Annotated in this window: 13 protein-coding genes; 6 read left to right on the top strand and 7 right to left on the bottom strand. The window is 69.2% G+C overall.

Going from position 1 to position 16,574, the window contains the following annotated elements:
• Positions 1-89 precede the first annotated feature (89 nt).
• A complete protein-coding gene (locus IPK71_03425) occupies positions 90-3,143 on the top strand; it encodes a protein kinase (GenBank protein ID MBK8212776.1) in 3,054 nt (1,017 codons plus the stop codon).
• A 108-nt stretch (positions 3,144-3,251) separates the two neighbouring features.
• Positions 3,252-4,115, top strand: a complete 864-nt coding sequence (locus tag IPK71_03420; protein MBK8212775.1) for a hypothetical protein — start codon at positions 3,252-3,254, stop codon at positions 4,113-4,115.
• Positions 4,116-4,154: 39 nt separating this feature from the next.
• Here IPK71_03420 and IPK71_03415 read toward each other — a convergent pair whose 3' ends face one another.
• Complete coding sequence (locus IPK71_03415) at positions 4,155-4,760, bottom strand: class I SAM-dependent methyltransferase (GenBank protein ID MBK8212774.1); 606 nt, start codon at positions 4,758-4,760, stop codon at positions 4,155-4,157.
• Between the two features lie 121 nt (positions 4,761-4,881).
• Between IPK71_03415 and IPK71_03410 the strand changes: the two genes are divergently transcribed.
• Entirely contained in the window at positions 4,882-5,337 is a 456-nt protein-coding gene (locus IPK71_03410) for a tetratricopeptide repeat protein (GenBank protein ID MBK8212773.1), read from the top strand.
• A 100-nt stretch (positions 5,338-5,437) separates the two neighbouring features.
• On the opposite strand, the gene IPK71_03405 is transcribed toward IPK71_03410, so the two are convergent.
• Together IPK71_03405 and IPK71_03400 are read right to left on the bottom strand one after the other, a co-directional pair.
• A complete protein-coding gene (locus IPK71_03405) occupies positions 5,438-7,045 on the bottom strand; it encodes an RICIN domain-containing protein (GenBank protein MBK8212772.1) in 1,608 nt (535 codons plus the stop codon).
• A 180-nt stretch (positions 7,046-7,225) separates the two neighbouring features.
• Entirely contained in the window at positions 7,226-8,521 is a 1,296-nt protein-coding gene (locus IPK71_03400; GenBank protein MBK8212771.1) for a serine/threonine protein kinase, read from the bottom strand.
• A gap of 304 nt (positions 8,522-8,825) precedes the next feature.
• Between IPK71_03400 and IPK71_03395 the strand changes: the two genes are divergently transcribed.
• On the top strand, positions 8,826-10,160 hold the full coding sequence (locus IPK71_03395) for a sigma 54-dependent Fis family transcriptional regulator (protein MBK8212770.1): 1,335 nt from the start codon (positions 8,826-8,828) through the stop codon (positions 10,158-10,160).
• Between the two features lie 31 nt (positions 10,161-10,191).
• On the opposite strand, the gene IPK71_03390 is transcribed toward IPK71_03395, so the two are convergent.
• Positions 10,192-10,980 carry a hypothetical protein gene (locus tag IPK71_03390; protein ID MBK8212769.1) on the bottom strand — a complete coding sequence of 263 codons (789 nt, stop codon included), beginning with the start codon at positions 10,978-10,980 and terminating at the stop codon, positions 10,192-10,194.
• Position 10,981: 1 nt separating this feature from the next.
• The gene (locus tag IPK71_03385) at positions 10,982-11,839 is read right to left on the bottom strand and encodes a glycoside hydrolase family 104 protein (protein MBK8212768.1); all 858 of its coding nucleotides are present in this window, start codon (positions 11,837-11,839) and stop codon (positions 10,982-10,984) included.
• A 495-nt stretch (positions 11,840-12,334) separates the two neighbouring features.
• Here IPK71_03385 and IPK71_03380 point away from each other — a divergent pair, with 495 nt between their 5' ends.
• Together IPK71_03380 and IPK71_03375 are read left to right on the top strand one after the other, a co-directional pair.
• On the top strand, positions 12,335-12,790 hold the full coding sequence (locus IPK71_03380; protein ID MBK8212767.1) for a hypothetical protein: 456 nt from the start codon (positions 12,335-12,337) through the stop codon (positions 12,788-12,790).
• The gene (locus tag IPK71_03375; GenBank protein ID MBK8212766.1) at positions 12,787-14,364 is read left to right on the top strand and encodes an amidohydrolase family protein; all 1,578 of its coding nucleotides are present in this window, start codon (positions 12,787-12,789) and stop codon (positions 14,362-14,364) included. The genes IPK71_03380 and IPK71_03375 overlap by 4 nt, the downstream gene beginning before the upstream one ends.
• 105 nt (positions 14,365-14,469) lie before the next feature.
• On the opposite strand, the gene IPK71_03370 is transcribed toward IPK71_03375, so the two are convergent.
• Positions 14,470-15,618, bottom strand: coding sequence for a hypothetical protein (locus IPK71_03370; GenBank protein ID MBK8212765.1), 1,149 nt, complete (start codon positions 15,616-15,618; stop codon positions 14,470-14,472).
• A 1-nt stretch (position 15,619) separates the two neighbouring features.
• Positions 15,620-16,495, bottom strand: coding sequence for a hypothetical protein (locus IPK71_03365; protein ID MBK8212764.1), 876 nt, complete (start codon positions 16,493-16,495; stop codon positions 15,620-15,622).
• Between the last annotated feature and the right edge of the window lie 79 nt (positions 16,496-16,574).

Raw genomic sequence — 16,574 nt, 5'->3', positions numbered from 1 at the left:
GGCTCGGGACGACGAGAAATCGAGGCTCGGGTGACGCCGGCGCGAACCTTCGGCCCAAGCGCGCCGCATGTAGGTGTACGCTGAGGGAGATGCTCGAGGTGGGAGTGCTCGTCGGTGGCGACTATCGCGTGGAGCGCAAGCTCTCCGAGGGCGGCATGGGCGCGGTCTTCGTCGCCGAGCAGGTGTCGACGGGCGCGAAGCGCGCGCTCAAGGTGATCCGCCCCGAGCTCTTGCGGCACGGAAAGCTCCGCGACAGGTTCGCCCAAGAGGCCAAGGTCACGGCCCGCATCGCGAGCGATCACGTCGTGTCCGTGGTGGCAGCCGGGGTCGACGCCGATCTCGGTCTCCCGTGGATCGCGATGGAGCTCCTTCATGGCGAGACCTTGCACGGCCTCGTCGCCACACGAGGAGCGCTCCCTCCCGAGCTCGCCATCGCGGTCCTTCGTCAGCTCGCCCACGCCATCGACGCGGCGCACGCGGCGCAGGTGGTTCACCGCGACCTCAAGCCCGACAACGTGTTCTTGGCCACGTCGCGCATGAGCGGCGTGCCCTTCTTCGTCAAAGTGCTCGACTTCGGCATCGCGCGCATCTTGCACGAGGCCTTCGAGACGAAGACCGAGTCGCTCGGCACTCCGCTCTGGATGGCTCCCGAGCAAGCGGGCTCGGGGGACCCGGTAGGCCCATGGACCGACGTCTGGGCATTCGGTCTCATCGCGTTTTTCTTGCTCACGGGCCGCCCATACTGGAAAGCCTCGTTGGGCGAGGCGTCACCGCTCGCGATCGTGCGCGAGGTGTGCCTCGATCCCCTCGATCCGGCGTCCATGCGGGCCAGGGCGCTCGGCTTCGATGGCGACCTCGGTGAAGGCTTCGACGCTTGGTTCGCCGAGTGTGTCGCGCGCGATCCGAAGGACCGCGCCGGGTCGGTGGGGATGGCGACCGAGCGCCTCGCGCGGGTCTTCGGCGTGCCAGGCAGCGCCTCCGAGACGGTGGTCTTCTCGGAGCCCCCGCTGGACGCCGCCACGTCGTCCGTCGCCCACGCGAAGACCGAAGTGGCCATTCCGGGCACACCCGCCGGTACGCCGGTACCGGTCATTACCCGGCCCCCTCCCGACGCGAGCCGAAAGGAGCGTGAGACTCCGATCTCGGAGACTCCGGGCCAGGCACCGCCCGTGTCGGTCACACAACCGTCGCTCGGCGCTCCCCCGAAGCCGCGCTCACGCACACCCCTCGTCGTCGCGGCGCTCGCCGTGTTGCTCGCGGGCGCCGCGGCGCTTGGCGTCCGTGCGCGAACGGCGGCGGCCGACCGTGAAGCCTGTGCCTCGAAGGCGGACGCGAAGGCCTGTGAGGCGGCGTGCGCGCGTGGCGACCGACCTTCGTGTGTCGGGCTCGCCAAGATCGACGTTCGTGGTCGCGACGTGAACCGAGCTCGAGCGGCCGCAGACCTCCTTCGTGGGGCCTGCACGAGCGGCGATGGCGCCGCGTGTGGCGCCTTGGGCCTCGCCCTCGCCTTTCCTCCCAAAGGTGGGCTCGCGAGAGACCTGAAAGAGGCCGCTACGGCCCTCGAGTCCGCCTGCAAGTCGGGCCAAGCGTGCGCCGTGGCGGGGGCGCTGCGCGGAGCGGGTGGCTTCGGCCTGTCGCGTGCCGCACAAGACTATTTCAATGCATCCTGCAAAGAAACACCGGTGGGGTACGAGGCGCACCTCGATTGCCTCTACGCGCTCGGTCACGATCTCGCGACGAACGCCCCCTCGGCGAGGGTGTTTCTCCCGAAGGGCTTCGCCGCGCGCACGTGCGCCACGTACCCCGGTGACGCGTGTGGTTTCGTGTGGGTAGATGGCGAGGCCGCGGGCGACTCCAGCCACGAGGCGTACGAGCGTGGCTGCGAGGCGGGGTCGTCGCTCGCGTGCACCGCGCTCGCCGCGACCGTCGCAGAGGGCGCCAAGGGGCGGGCCCCGAGCCCGATCGTCGCGCGAGAGACCTTCGAGCGCGCGTGCGCCGACGGAGAAGCCGCGGCCTGCAACGACGTCGGTTTCCTGCTCGGAGGGTTCCTCGCTTCGCCTCGTCGTGGGCCGCGCGGAGAGCTCGTGTACAAGCTCCGATGTGCGGGTGCCATCGAAGCGGGGTGCGCGAGCTTCGGGGAGCGACGCGAGGTCCTCCAGAAGGGCTCACCGACCGATCCGCGCGCGGCGTATGCGGCGTTCGACCGCGCGTGCCGCGAAGGTCTGACGACGGCGTGTGTCAACCAAGCGGCGTTGCTCCACGCCGGGCTCGGTGTCCCGCGGGACCGCGCCGCGGCCGAGAAGCTCTTCTCCGACGCGTGCATGCGTGGAGACGCGGGCGCCTGCGGCGAACAGGGCGCCGAGCTTCTCACCGTGCGGCTCGGTCGTTCGCGGGACGTGCGCGCGGGGCTCTCGCTCCTCGAGCGTGCGTGCAAGGGCGGCGAAGAAGACTCGTGCACGGCCCTCTATGGCCACTTGGTCAATGGCCTGCCCGACGGAAAACGCGTGGCCGAAGGGGTGGCGGGGCTCGTCGCGCAGGGAAAACGCAAGGTCGTGTCCCACGTCCTGGTCGAGCTCTACGAGACCGGCGCCGAGGGCCACCCGAAGGACTTGCCCGAGGCCGCGAGGCTCGCCATCTCCATCTGCGACGCGGAGTCGCGCTGCGCCGACGCTGCCTATTTCCTCTCGCGTGGGCTCGGAGTCGCCAAAGACGACGTGCGCGCGACCGAGGCGCTCCAACGCGGCTGCGAGAACGACGACTTCCCTTCGTGCACCGAGCTCGGCATTCGCTACCGCGAGGGGCGCGGGCAATCGAAAGATCCGCATCGCGCCGTGGAGCTCTTTCGGAAGGCTTGCGACGGCGCCGACGCGACGGCTTGCGACATGCTCTCCCAAGCGTACGCGACGGCCGAAGGCGTGCCGCGCGATCTCACGAAGGCGTTCGCCCTCGCCCGCGCCGCGTGCGACACCGACGGGGTCGAGGGGTGCGCGTCGGTGGGCATCATGACGGCCGACGGAAAGGGGACACCCAAAGACGTCGACGCGGCGCTTCCGTACCTATCGTTCGCGTGCCGGAGGGCCGTGCAGCCCGCGTGCGCCAAGCTCCTCGCGTTGGGCAAGCCGCTGCCCGAGCTCGACATGTAGGCCACACGCGCACGACCGAAGGGATAGCTCGCAGCGTGGACACGAACCGCCACCCATGCGAGTCTGTTCAGCACGTGGGGAGGTATTTGCGCTCCACGCCTACCCGCCATGAGCTTCAATCCCTATGCGCCCCCGGTCGCCGAAAGCCCCGTGCCATCCCATGGGCACCACTCGAGCCCGCTCGCCGACGACGGAGCGCTCGCGCTTTGGGTCGGCGACACCCTCCCCGACGTATGCCTCAAATGCGGGGCTTTGGATGGGCTCGAGCGTCGTCGCCTCCCCCTCTCTCGTCGCCCGTTCTGGGTCTACGGATTCCTCTTCGTCGGTCTCATCACGTTTTTCGTCGTGGACTCGGGTATGCCGAAGGGCTGGCTCTCGGGCTGCCTGTGCCGCCATTGCCTCGGCCGCTACTCCGCCGCGCAGTGGGCACGTTGGAGCATCGCGCTCCCCCTCGTCGCCTGGTTCTTCACGCTGATCATGGCATCTTCCATCGGCGGTGAAGATGCCCTCGGTGAAGTGCTGGTCCTCACGCTCTTCCTCCAGGTCGCCGTGCTCTTCACGGTGTTCGCCTGGCTCGTCCAGAAGTTCTTCGTCGCTCCGCGGATCCTCGACCTGCTCGGGCTGACGGGGCTCGGCGCTCACGGCATCGGAATGCGTGTCGCGGGCATCCACCCGCAGGCGGTCTCGGCCTACTTCGCCGCGCGTTCATGGTCGGCACCGTGGGCGAGGCCAGCGCCCGAGGGGTACACGCCTCATGCATCGCCACCTCTCGCACCCGCGGCCACGCAAGTCGCCAACGGCCCTCCTGTCGCGGCCGCCGCGGACCCCTCGAGCACGCTGGTGTCGCCCGCACCGACGGAGCGTGAGCCGGAGGGCCCTCCGGGACCCGAACCCGAGCCCGCGGCTCCTCCGACGATCTCGGACGGCGGAGCCGCCCCGACGCTCTCGGCCGTTCCGAGCGAGTGCCCGTAGGTCAACGAGGGTCGAACGAGCGTACTGGCAAATATCCGCTTACGAGGGCTTCGTGGCGGTGACGAGGAAGATGGGATACTTCTTCGACTCTTTGGCAACTTCGCAGGCCGTCGAGAACTGCACGTCCGTGAAACCTGCTTCCTGCAGGAGGCCGCCGAGCGCGTCGCGATCGAAGCCGGCGTGGAATACACCTTCCGCCCCCGCCGGGTGAAAGCTCCCGTCCTCCGCGTCGAGATCGGCGAGGGCGATCCGCCCGCCGGGGGAGACGTGCGCGAAGAGGGCGTGGGCGAGCGCGCGTGTGTCCTCGACGTGATGCATGGCCATCGCGCTCACGACCAGGTCGACCGTTCGGCCCAAGGGCGCCTCGACGATGTTCGTGCAGACGATCTCGGCCTTTCCGGAGAGCTCGGGCTTCTTCGCGAGCTCGGCGAGCATCGCCGGTGAGACGTCGACGGCGAGGATCTTCTTGACCTTGGGGGCGAGCTTTCCCGCGAGGAGCCCCGTGCCCGCCCCGAAGTCGAGCACGGTGAGGCTCTCTGCGAGGGGCACGGCCGCCGTGAGAGCTCGGAAGACGCCCTCGGAGATCTGCTGGGGCACGGGGCGCGCGTCCCAGTCGGAGGCCTTGTCGTGAAAGAGATCGGTCATGGTTCTTCCTCGTGGGAGTGATGTGAGATCGTCTACTTAGCGGCTTTGTCTCGCCTTGACCAAGGCTTGCTCCGTACGCCTTTGCGTACACGAGACGACCTATGGGTGTATGGGTCTTACGATGAAACGAAAGGACTCCCTCGACGACCTCGTCTCGGCCGCGCGCGCGAGACCGAACGACGTTCGAGCCCAGATCGCGGCGGCCTATGCGTGTGACCGAGCCGGCGACGAGGCTCGCGCGATCCGGTACTACGACGGTGCGTGGGCGCTCGGCGTCCCCGAGGAGGAGCGCGCCGACTTTCTCGTGGGCTTCGGTTCGACGCTGCGAAACGTGGGGCGAGCCGACGAGGCCGTCGTGCACCTCGGTGAGGCGGTCATGGCCTCGCCGGAAGACCCGGCGCTCCGTGCGTTCCTCGCGCTCGCGCTGCACTCGGCCGGTCACTCGCGCCTGGCGCTGGCCACCATGCTCGAGACGGCGCTCTCGGCCTCGAGGCCCGGAGCTTTTCGGGGGTACGAGAGGGCGCTGCTCTCGTACCAGGAAGAGCTCGTCGCAGCCGAGCTGGGCCGGGGGAGCTGACCCACTCGCCGGGCTGCACGCCGCGCCGCACGCCGCGCAACGCCGAGGCCGGCGCGGGAAGGCTCCCGGCCGGCTCGTCGTGCCGTTGCGCTCGTCTCGGTCACTCGAAGACGACGCGCATGGCTTCGTCGCTCCCGCAGGCAGCGGGCCTCGACTGGTGGAATCCCTCGTTCGTCTGGTAGCCGAGGGGGATGCACTGGTTCTTGGTGTTCGCGAGCTGCTTGCGTTCGTCGAGGTGCCACGCGTCGACGTTCGGGCCATCGCACCGGGTGAGGACGACGCCGTCGGCACCGCTGGTCACGCACCAGGGCGAAGCGCCGCCGCCCGCGTGGAGCTTGTGATCGTCGGTCAGAGTCCACACTTGGGTCGAGCCGCGGTTGCAGGCATGCGACCCGACGGGATTGCCTTCGGCGAGCCGACCGTAATAGTTGTCGAGGCACATGGGGCTCGACACGACGCGGCGAATGAAGACCGGGCGCATCGCGTCGCGCACTGCGGCCCGGAGGTCGTCCATCCCGTGGAGGGCCACGTGGCTCGCGGCGTCGACGCACGCTCGCATTCGAGGGTCGTCGGCGGAGCTCGCCGTCCTGATCCCGGAGGTGCACGGCGCCGCGGCGCCCTCGAGGGCGGTGAGGTCGGCGCGGATCAGGTCGCGCACGGCCCGGAGCTTCGCCGCGTCCATACCGTCGATCCCGTAGGCCCAGGACTCGAGCGCTTGGCGCTCCGTGTAGGCCTCGGCGAGCGAGGTGCGAGCCTTCACGACGGCCGTCGGGAGCTCGTCGATTCCCAGGTTTCCCCCGCCGAGCGCGTCGTACCCTCGAAGGTCGTGTCCGACCACGGCCGGCTCGCGCGTGGTCGCCTCCACGAACTCCGAAGTTTGGGTGTAGGCGACGGCGTCGGTCATGAGCTTGTTGCACGACTCGAGGTCGTCGACGCTGCAATGGGCCAGATCCTGCGAGCCGAGGATACGGCTCATCCCGTTGCCCCCGCCCTCCGCGTACACGTCGAGGTGCACGCTCAGGTTCTTTCGCGCGCTCTCCGAGAGGGTCTTGATGCCCGACGATACCTTGAGCCAGCTCGCGTTTCCGCCCACCGAAGCTTCGAACGACTGTTTGGCGTCGTCGGAGGCGAAGTCGATCCGGAGGGAGACGTAGAGTCGACTTCCGAGGTTGTTCGCTCGGACGAAGTGGTCCCCGCAGGCCGCCATGAAATTCTCGGGCTCGTCCAGGAGCTCCCGTGCTTGGTCGGACAGCTCGATGGTGTCGCCCATGAACCGCTCGGCGCCGCTGTCGTAGCCGAGCGTGTACACGTAGCCGATGCTTCGGGACGTGGACGCCACGTTGCGCGCGAAGCTCGCCTTCGCGTCGACGCCGGAGGTGCCGAACTTGGCGGAGGCGTCCACGTCGACCTGGAGGAGCTGGTTCGCGCTCGCGAGCGACTCGACCTTGTCGAAGCGGATGACCTTCTCGAGCCTGCCGGGGACCCGCTCGATCCCGCCGCCCTTCACGCAACGGATGGTCGAGAAGTCTCCCGTGCGTGCGTTGAAGCCGTCCCCGACCGTACCGATGTTGTCCTGCCCGAGCGCCTGCTCGGCCGTGCCGGTCCCGACCGCCCCTTCGGGCGAGGCTTGGCTCGTGGAGTCGACGGCGCAGCCGACGGCGAGGAAGGCGACGAGCCCGGAGGCGACGAGGAGCTTGCGAGGAGACATGGTGACCGACCTTTCGTTGCGGGGCGCGTCCGTCGCGTCCACACCCCACAACATGGGCCCGCCCCGGCCGGCGACCATCGAAGGTCCCTTAGCGGATGCATTAGGTCTACTTCACGATGTGACCATGTTCCATAACGCGGAGCTGATGGTTCGCACGAGCCGAGCGCGCGCCGTGCGTGCTCAAGGCAAGCACTCGGGGCGGAACTTCTTTCGGCCGTGCTCGTCGATCGTATAGGGCACATGGCAGGCCTTGGAGGTCGGCGTGTCGACCGACGCAGGGGCCTTCTTCGGACCCGCCTTGTGCGTCCCGGGCGCGCTCGGCGCGGTCACCGGATCGGGCGTAGACAGAGGCGCCGTGGGTGGTGGGGGCGGAGGAACGACGCTGATGGCCGATGCTGTCGGGGCCTCTTGGGTCCCTTGGGGCTCGGGGGAGGGGGGCGCGCCCTCCGCGTGCGTGCGGCGGGCAGCGAAGCCGGCGAGCGTGACGAACACCACGAGCCCCACCGATGCGGCCATGACGAAGCCGCGCCGTGTCGCCTTCTTCGGCGCGGGCGCCTCGTTGGAGGCCAGCGTCAGCGGGTCGATCGAGCGGTGGCTCTCGACCGGGGTCGGAACGGAGACGGACACGGGGGCGGGGCGCGCGAAGCTGGAGGTGAAGGCGGCCACGTCGCTGGGTGAGGCCCGTGGCAAGAGGAGCTGAAGCGCTCCGGACATCTCTTCTGCCGACGCGAAGCGGGCATTCGGGGAGCCGGCGAGCGCACGCGCGAAGAAGGTGTCGATGTCGGGTGGCAAGTCGTTGCGGTAGGTCGCGAGGCTCGGGACTTTGGCGAGCAGGACGCGCCGCAGCGTGTCGGCGTCGTTCGCGCCGGCGAAGAGCCGATCGAGCGCGAGCATCTCCCAGAGGATCACCCCGACGGCGTAGAGATCTCCCCGTGCGTCGATCTCGAGCCCGTGGACCTGCTCCGGCGCCATGTAGGCGATTTTGCCTTTGAGGGCGCCGTCGCGTGTCGTCTTCGCGCTTCGGCCTTGGGCCTTCGCGATGCCGAAGTCGAGGACCAGCGCGTGCCCATCGGCGCTCACCATGACGTTCTGAGGAGAGACGTCGCGGTGGACGATGTGGAGTGGGACCCCGTCCGTGCCTCGGGCGCGGTGGGCTGCTCCGAGACCCGCGAGCATGTCTTGCCCAATCGCCGAGACGACGCTCGCCGGGGTGACGCCGTCCGCCTTGGAGATCGCGATCATGAGCTCGGAGAGCGACGACCCTCGCACGAACGGCATGACCAAGTGGAGCTTCCCGCCGTCCGAGAAGACGTCGAGGAGAGGGACGACGTTCGGGTGCCGGATGTGGGCGAGCACGCGGGCCTCGTCGCGGAGAGTCGTCGCGGCGCTCTCGTCGTCGAGCTCGTCCGGGCGCACCGTCTTGATGGCGACGAGGTCTTGCTCCCCTATGCGCCGCGCGAGGTCGACCGTGGCCATTCCGCCCCTTCCGAGCGGAGCCACGACCTCGTACGCGTCGATGCGTCGCAAGCCGGGTGCACCCACGTGGGAGAAGGTAGCATGGCGGTCGGGCGCCGTCCTGTGAGGCTCGCCCGTGAGGCCCGACCGAGAGGGGCCCGTGAGGCCGTCGGAGAGGAACGCGCTGTTCCCCGCGCAGGAGCAAGACGTTCCTGGTTGTGGCTATGGGCGTCGCCGTTCCTGAGGATATGCTCGATCCTCGCTTGGCATACATCGTGCGACACTATCCCCCGAGCGGCACGAGCCGCCGAACGGAGAGCGACCCATGCCGATCCACTTCGACGAGACCACACAAGGTACCGCCCACGCCGGAACCTCTGCCCCCGCCGCCACGGCGTACCGCGTGTTCGTGCTCGAGGGGCAGGATCACGGCGCATCGTTCGTCGTCTCGGCGCCGTCGTTCGTCGGCAAGAGCGCGACGTGCGAGCTCAAGCTGACCGACCCGAAGGTCTCGCGCCGGCACGTGGAGCTCGACGCCGACACGCTCGGTCTGCGCGTACGCGACCTGTCTTCGACGAACGGCGTGTTCCTCAACGGCTCTCGCACGATCGAAGGGATCGCACAATCGGGGGACCGCCTGCGCCTCGGCGATACTCTCCTCGGGATCGAGGCCGTCGAGGCTTCGGACGAGCGCGGAGCCCGCGTCTCGACGCGGACACGGTTCGGGCGTGTGGTGGGAGCCAGCCCCGCGATGCGGAGGCTCTTCGCGCGGTGCGACCAGGTCGCCCCGACGGACATCCCCGTGCTCATCGAAGGCGAGACGGGGACGGGCAAAGAGCTCGTCGCCGAGGCGCTGCACGAGGCGAGCGCGCGCGCCCAGAAGCCGTTCGTCGTGTTCGACTGCACGACGATCTCCCCCCAGCTCCTCGAATCGAGCCTGTTCGGACACGAGCGGGGCGCCTTCACGGGGGCGCAAGAGGCCCGCGCCGGCGTCTTCGAGGTGGCGAACGGTGGAACGTTGCTCATCGACGAGATCGGCGACCTCGACATCGCGCTCCAAGCGAAGCTGCTCCGCGCCGTCGAGCGGCAAGAAGTCCAGCGTATCGGCGGAAGCAAGTGGATCAAGGTCGACGTTCGCCTCATCTCGGCCACGCGCCGCGACCTCGAGGCCGAGATCCAGGCCGGCCGATTCCGCGACGACCTCTACTACCGCCTCGCGGTCGCGCGTCTCGTCGTGCCTCCGCTCCGTGCCCGCGAGGGGGACGTCGAGCTGCTCTCGACACACCTTTGGAACAAGCTCTCCGGGGGCACCGTGCCCTTCCCGGCCGACTTCCTCTCGCGCTGGGGCACCTACAATTGGCCCGGCAACGTGCGAGAGCTCTTCAACGCCGTCCAGCGGAGATTCTCCCTCGGTCACTCCGACGTATGGGACGACTCGGAGTCGACGCCCGAGCCCGTGGGAAGTGGCAACGATCTCTTCGATACGCTGCTCCACGAAAACGTCCCTTATACGATCGCGCGGCGCCGCGTGCTCGACGAGTTCGATCGCCGCTTCGTGGCGGTCGCGCTCGAAAAATCCGGGGGCAGCGTGGCCCGCGCCGCGGCGAACTTCGGTATCGCGCGACGGTACTTCACCAAGATCAAGTCGAAGTCTCGCTGACGCGTGGGGGGTGGGCCGGGCGGGCCTCGTGTCACCCGTTCTCGGGGAGGGACTCGAGGGCTCTTCGAGTCGCCTCTCTCGCCTCCGCCCGTAGCTCGTCGCTCGGGAGGCCCTCGTCGATCACGAAGGCGTCGATGCGGTTCGCGAACCGCACGATCGCATCCCGGGCCCTCCCGTCGCCGAGCGCGGTGAGGGCCTCGACCGTGCGAGTAGCGAGGTGAATCGCGAGCGAGCCGGTGTCCAGCAAACGAACGAGCGGTTCGACGGCCGTGAGGCTCCCCGTGTCGGCGAGCGCGTCGACGAGCAGCGACACGTTGCCCCTCGCGAACGTCGATGTTTCTCGTGTTTGCTCGTCGAGCCACTTCGCGAGGGTCGTGGCCGCACGATCCTTCTCGCGCGCGGGGGCGAGCGCGGCGAGGTGCCCGATCGTACGAATGAGGGGGCCCGAGGCCTCCGGATCGGCGTCGAGCCTTCGAGAGAGGAGCCCCGCGAGCTTCGAGGTGTCGGAACGCTCCGCCGCGCCCTCGATCTCACGCACGAGGGCCCACGTGGGGTTCTCCACGCTGGGCTCGGCTCCCGGGAGGGCCTCGGATGTGCCCGTCGCCTTCGGGTCGGGCTCGGCCCGAGCTTCGGTGTCGCCCACCGCGCGGGGCTCGAGCGCGACGACGCCTGTCTGTTCGACACCGAGGGGTGCGGCGAGGTCGGCCGGCGCGTGCACGACCGGACCGGATGGGGCCTTTCGGGCCCCACGCCACGCGAGCGGGGCGAGCACGAGGCACGCCGCGCCGAGGACGACCCAGAGGCGCCGCTTCGCGCTCACGTCAGCACCCCGCGCTCCGGCAGTACTCCGAACGGATTCGGGCTTGACTGTAGTTCGGCTGACCGTAGCGGCCCGGGGGCAACGAGGCCCACTCGTAGGAAATGCGGTCCATGAGGTTCGCGAGCTCGGTCGCCGTCATGGCCCTGGACTCGGGCACGGATCCCCCGCGTCGCCGGACGAGGGCCATCGCGCCCCGTTCTTGGTTGTCAGGGTAGAACGTCGCGTATCCTAGGGTGTCCCACGTCGTGCTCAGGAATTGATATCGGCCCGAAGCATCCGAGCGTAGACCACCCGAAGACTGGATACGGCGAGGGTGGCGCGTGCAGTCGTCGAAGTAGACGTAGGTGAACTGCACGTTGTAGCCGTCTTGTCCGCGGCCCTTGGTGCCTTCGGCGAAGGCGATCGTGTCGAGCAGCGCCTTCTGCATCGTGGGGACGATGCCGCGCGCGCGGGCGGGTGAGCACGTGGGTCCCGTGGGGTCCGGCGTCGGCTGAGGGGCGGCGGACCACCCCGAGAAATGCTGACGGAAGACGTACACCGTCGCACCTCCTCCGAACTTCCCGCCGCACCCGTGCGCCGAGGCGAGCCTCCCTCGAACGTGGGCACCCAAGGTCGTCGGTGCACCGAGCTTGACCTGCGAACCCTTGGGGATTCGACAGACGTCGCTCGCCGGGAGGGTCGACGAGTCTTGGGTCGACGTCTTCAGGAAGGTGTCGACCGTGGCCGTGACGATCTCGTTCCCCTGCGCGTCTCGCACACCGTCTTCGGTCGTCGCCGAGCCGTCGTCGGTCGCTTCGGCCGAGCAGCCGAGTGCCGCGGTGGTCGCCGCGAGAAAAAGACATGGGAGCCATCGAGCCATGAGCACCTCCTCGGGCCGCGCCACGCGGCCATCTCGCCACGTTGCACCCCGTGTGCCGATGGGCGTTGCGCGGGATCCTGGCCATTTCTCGAATCGAACCAGCACCTTGGAGTACGCCGACGAGGGAAGTGGCGGGGTCGATTCGTGCGTGATGCGAGCCCCGGCGATCCACTGGTGCGCGAGGAACCGCGGGTGCCTCGTCGCCGGATCCCCCCACCTGCGAGCCGCGAGCCGAGCTCGAGATCGCCCCCTCCCTGCATGGAATGGGTAGTTCCTCCCTCGGATTTGTTCGGTATTTCGAGGATGCATTCGTTCCTCTACTGCGAAGTAGCGCCGCCTGTCGGATTGTCGATTGCGTGCTGTCGTGCCGTGATTTAGGAGTCCGCCCGGGCGCGTCTGGGGAGGAGCGGGCCGTGTCTCGCGGAAGATCTCCGTGCGGCTCGAGCTCGTCCCGTCGAAGGGCCCTCGGCTCGGGACATTTCCAAAGGAGGAACTATGAAACGTGTCACTTCGATCGTGCTCGCCGCCTCTCTCTGCGCGGCGCTCGGCTGCTCCGACTCGGCTACGGAGACCGACTCCGGCGCGGCTCCCGCTCCGTCCGCGTCGAGCGCGGCCTCGGGGGCGCCCAAGGCCGGTGAGGTCGTCGTCAACGTGAAGTACGCCGGCACCAAGAAGGGCGCCGCCCTGTCCGTCGCGCTCTTCACGGACTTTCCTCCCAAAGGCCCTCCCGCCGGAGTCGCTGCCGCGCGCGCGCCCCTCACGTTTCCGACGACCCTGCGCGTGCCCAACGTGGCGGCGGGCACCTACGTCGCCGTCGTTCGCATGACGGCCGAGGGGAACGATCCTCAAGCGCAGTCGGCGCTCCCGGGCGACATTCAAGCCGCCTCGACGCCGCTGACGCTCGCGGCGGACAAGGGCGCCTCCGCCGACGTCGAGCTCGCGGACAAATGAGGACCTCGTTCGCGGTCGCTGCGGCCATCGTCGCAGCGGGGGTCGTCGCCGGGAGTGCGGGGTGTACGAGCCCCTCCGACCCCGTCCCGGAGGCGCCCGCTTCCACCCTCCTGCCAGGGCTGGGTGCGGCCGACGTTCGCCTGGGGGACACCTACGGTGCGGTCAGGGCGAAGCTCGGCGAAGCCGAAGCGACCGGCTCGAATCGGTTGGTCTTCGCGAGGTATCCCGCGAAGGGGCTCGAGCTCGTCTTCGCCTCGGTGGAGGCCGACCGCCTCACGGACGAGTCGAGGCTCGTCGCCGTCGGGGTGCAGCGAGGTGCCTCGTGCGCCGGCTCTCCCTGCCCCGGCGAGCGGAAGGACGCGATCGAGGCGCGCCTTGGCGCCCCGGACGACGCGACCAAGACGCTCGCGTTCTACGGGAAGGGGCTCTCCGTCGTGTACGCGGACGACGGCACGGCGACTCAGGTTTCGGCGTTCGCGCCGTACACCCCCGAGTCGAGCCCTCGTGAAATGACCGAGATCGCCGCTCCGCCAGGCAAGGCCACGCGCCCCGCGCTCGGCCTCGATGCGCTCGGGGTGGTCGACATGCACCTTCACCCCGGGTTCTACGGGCGAATTCCCTCCACGACCAAGGCGCTCTTCGTCGAAGGGATTCCTCCCTTCGCGCGCCCGTACGCCCCGGGCGTCTCCGGCGCCGCGCTCGACACCTTCGCGCCCGTGCTCGGCATCGTCGACCAGACCCGATGGGCGGGCGTCGATCACGCCGTCTTGTTTGCGGTCTACACGCAAAAAACGACGGGGTTCTTCACGAACGAGGACCTCGCGTCGGTGCTCACGCAGAAGGAGAACGTCGCCGCCGACGGGCTCCCGTGGGCGTTCGGCCTGGCCTCGGTGAGCTTCTTCGACGGCTTCGTGCGAGACGACGGCACCGTGGACGAGAGCGTGGCGGCGCGGCGGTATGCGGCGCTCGCGTCGTGCCTCGAGCGCCGGCCGGACCTCTTCTTGGGGATAAAGCTCGCCCACCCCCACCAGCAGATCGCCCTCGACGATCGTCGCTATTTGGGAGTCTACGACGTCGCCAAGAAGTATGGCGTGCCCGTGTATCTCCATACGGGGTTTTCGCCCTTCCCGACGGCCAAGAACGTGCCCGAGAGCTACGACCCCATCAACTTCGAAGGGGTGCTCCGCTCGTACCCGGACGTCCCTTTCGTGCTCGGGCACGTGGGCCAAGGGGACAAGCGCGCCGTGGCGCACGCGCTCGACCTGGCGAAGCGCTACCCGAACGTGCACCTCGAGATATCGGCTCTCGGTCGCCCGTTCCTGAAGGACGAGAACGGCGCCGATCTCACGCCCGATCCGAAGACCCCGCAGCTCCCGTACGTGATGACGCGGATCAAGGAAGATGGGCTCGTCGCAAAGGCGATTTTCGGCTCCGACGGGCCTCAGTTCTCGGGCATGGTGAAGGGCTACGTGGGGCAGGTGCGCGCGGCCATGGCCGCCGCGGGGTACAGCGAGAGCGAGCAGAAGGACGTGATGGGGCGCAACTTCACGCGCCTCTTCTTCCGCGCGCGCTGAAGGTCGCGAGGTGGGACCCGTGGGTGCCACACCCACCTCGTCGTCTACGTGTGTCCGTGCCGCTGCTCGTCGTCCGAAGCGCGCTGGGGGGGGGCGCGCTGCCGGTCACGGGCACTTGCCGAGGTCGCCCAGGTCTTTGCAGCGCGTGCCCGCGTCGGAAGGGGGGGCGACCGTCCCGCGCTGCGCGAGCTTCGCTTCGAACTCGACGGTGAACGAGATGGAGTCGCAGGGAGCTGCGGCGTCGCGTGCGCCGGCGAGGTCGAGCGAGTTGCAGAGCCTCTCGCGGAAATCCGCCACGTTGTCGGGGCTCGTGCAGATCGGAAAGCCCGGGACGATCTCTTGTTCGGAGAAGGTTCGGATGAGGTCGGGCGCGAGGACGCGCCCGGCCACGACGCCCTCGGTGAGCCGCGGCAGAGCGCTGGACCTATCGATCGTCGCCGTCAGGATCGCGTCGAGCACGAGCAAATCGCTCTTCCCGATGCGAAGGCGGAGAGGGTCGATGCGAGCGACGAGCTTGCCACCCGTGACCCAGGCTTCCCGGGTGAAGGTGCGTGGCATGGCTCCGATGACGGAGCGCTCGCTCACTTGCCAAGCGTCGCACCCGGTCCATGCGGGTTTGGGTCTCCCCGAGGAGCTCACGCCGCCGTCGCCAGCAGGCCCGGCGTCGCATGCGGCCGGCGGGTCGAGGCCCGGCGAGTCGTATATGGCGACGAGCACGTTCGGATCGTCGCCGACGCCCTCGAGCTCGTCGAGCTCGACCAAGAGCGACTCGACCCCTTCGGCCACCGAGAGGTCGAAGCCGACGTCGACCGAGGCGTCTGCACGGTTCTGGAAGATTCGCGCGAAGAGCGCGGCGGCGCCGTTGTCGCGGCCCCCTTCGTTGTCGCAGGTGGGTTGGTCGGGGCGCTTCGGGACGCACGACGAGGCTCCTCCTCGCGACGCTCCAGGTCTCGAGTCGCACGTGCAGACGCCGTCGAGGTCGTACCCGATGCGGTCGGCGTTGCCGGCCACGAGTGCGAGGTGAGAGAGCGCGAATACGTACTTCTGTCTGGGGCCCGTGGCCGTGGCGTCGGGGCGGCCTCGAGGGATGGCGTGCTCACACGGATCCGGGACCTGCGTGGCTCCGTCGGGAATCGGGCCCGCCTCTGGGACTGCCGTGGATGCCTCGAAATCGCCCGCGTCGTAGATCAGCGTGCAGCCGGCCGCGAGCGCGAGGATGCTGAGCGCCGAGCCGGCGATCGCTCTCGTCCGCATGTCAGAACCGTACCATCCCGCGGCTCAGGTCGATCCAGGCCGAGGCCTTCTCGACGGGAGCGGGCCTGAGGATCGTAGGGCGCACCACGTAGACCACGACGGCTCCGACGGCGGCGGCGAGTCCCAAGGAGAACGCGATGTCGGCCGTCACCGTCTTCGCTCGGAGGCCGAGAATGTCGGTGTCCGAGCACTGACCAGGGCAGGTGCGTTCGAGGTTGGCGTAGTCGCTCGCGGCGCTCACCCCGAAGATGGTGCCGGTCGCGCCGAGCACGACGGCCACGCCCCCGAGCACGTACGAAACCACGGGGATGGGCCGCTCCTCGAGGAACCGTGGTGGTGGCGTGGAGGGCGCTACTGGTGCTCTCGCGCGCGGCGGCTCGAGCACGACGCTTCGGTCTTTCTCGCGCTCGCGGATCACGAAGCGCTGAGAGAGCGGCTTTCCGTCGACGATGGTCTCGACGGTGTGGGGACCCGGATCGAGCGGCACGGAGCGCCCTTTTCCCGCGTCGTCGCGGGCGGCTCCGTCGATTCGAATCGTGGCTCCGACGACGTCGAGACCCCGCTCGTCGCGCACGGCGACGACGACGGACGGTTGGCGCGCCCCCACGTCGTCGAACCAGGTCGCGCACTCGGTGGCGATGACCTTCGGGCACTCGGGGCGGAGGCACTGCGCGAACGCCTCTCGCGCCGCGCCGAGCTTGCCCTCGTCGCGGAGGGCCTGGCCGCGCTCGGCCGCCGCAGCGCACGTGGCCGACGTGCTCGAGCGAGCCATGGCCCCGGACGGATGGATCCCCACGAGGAACGCCGCGACGATGCCCACGACGGCCGAGCGCTGCCGGGGATTCGTGCGTCCCCAAGCGTGAGCGCGCCGAACCATGACCTTTAGGCTAACGCGACCTTACCCTCGCGTGGTGGTGAAGTGCAGGGGAGCCCCGCGGTTCTTGTCGAGCTCGACC

The sequence above is a fragment of the Myxococcales bacterium genome, assembly GCA_016712525.1.
Taxonomy (GTDB): Bacteria; Myxococcota_A; Polyangia; order Polyangiales; family Polyangiaceae; genus JAAFHV01.
The sequence above is the reverse complement of the archived record's forward strand: the minus strand, read 5'-3'. Positions and strand labels throughout refer to the sequence as shown.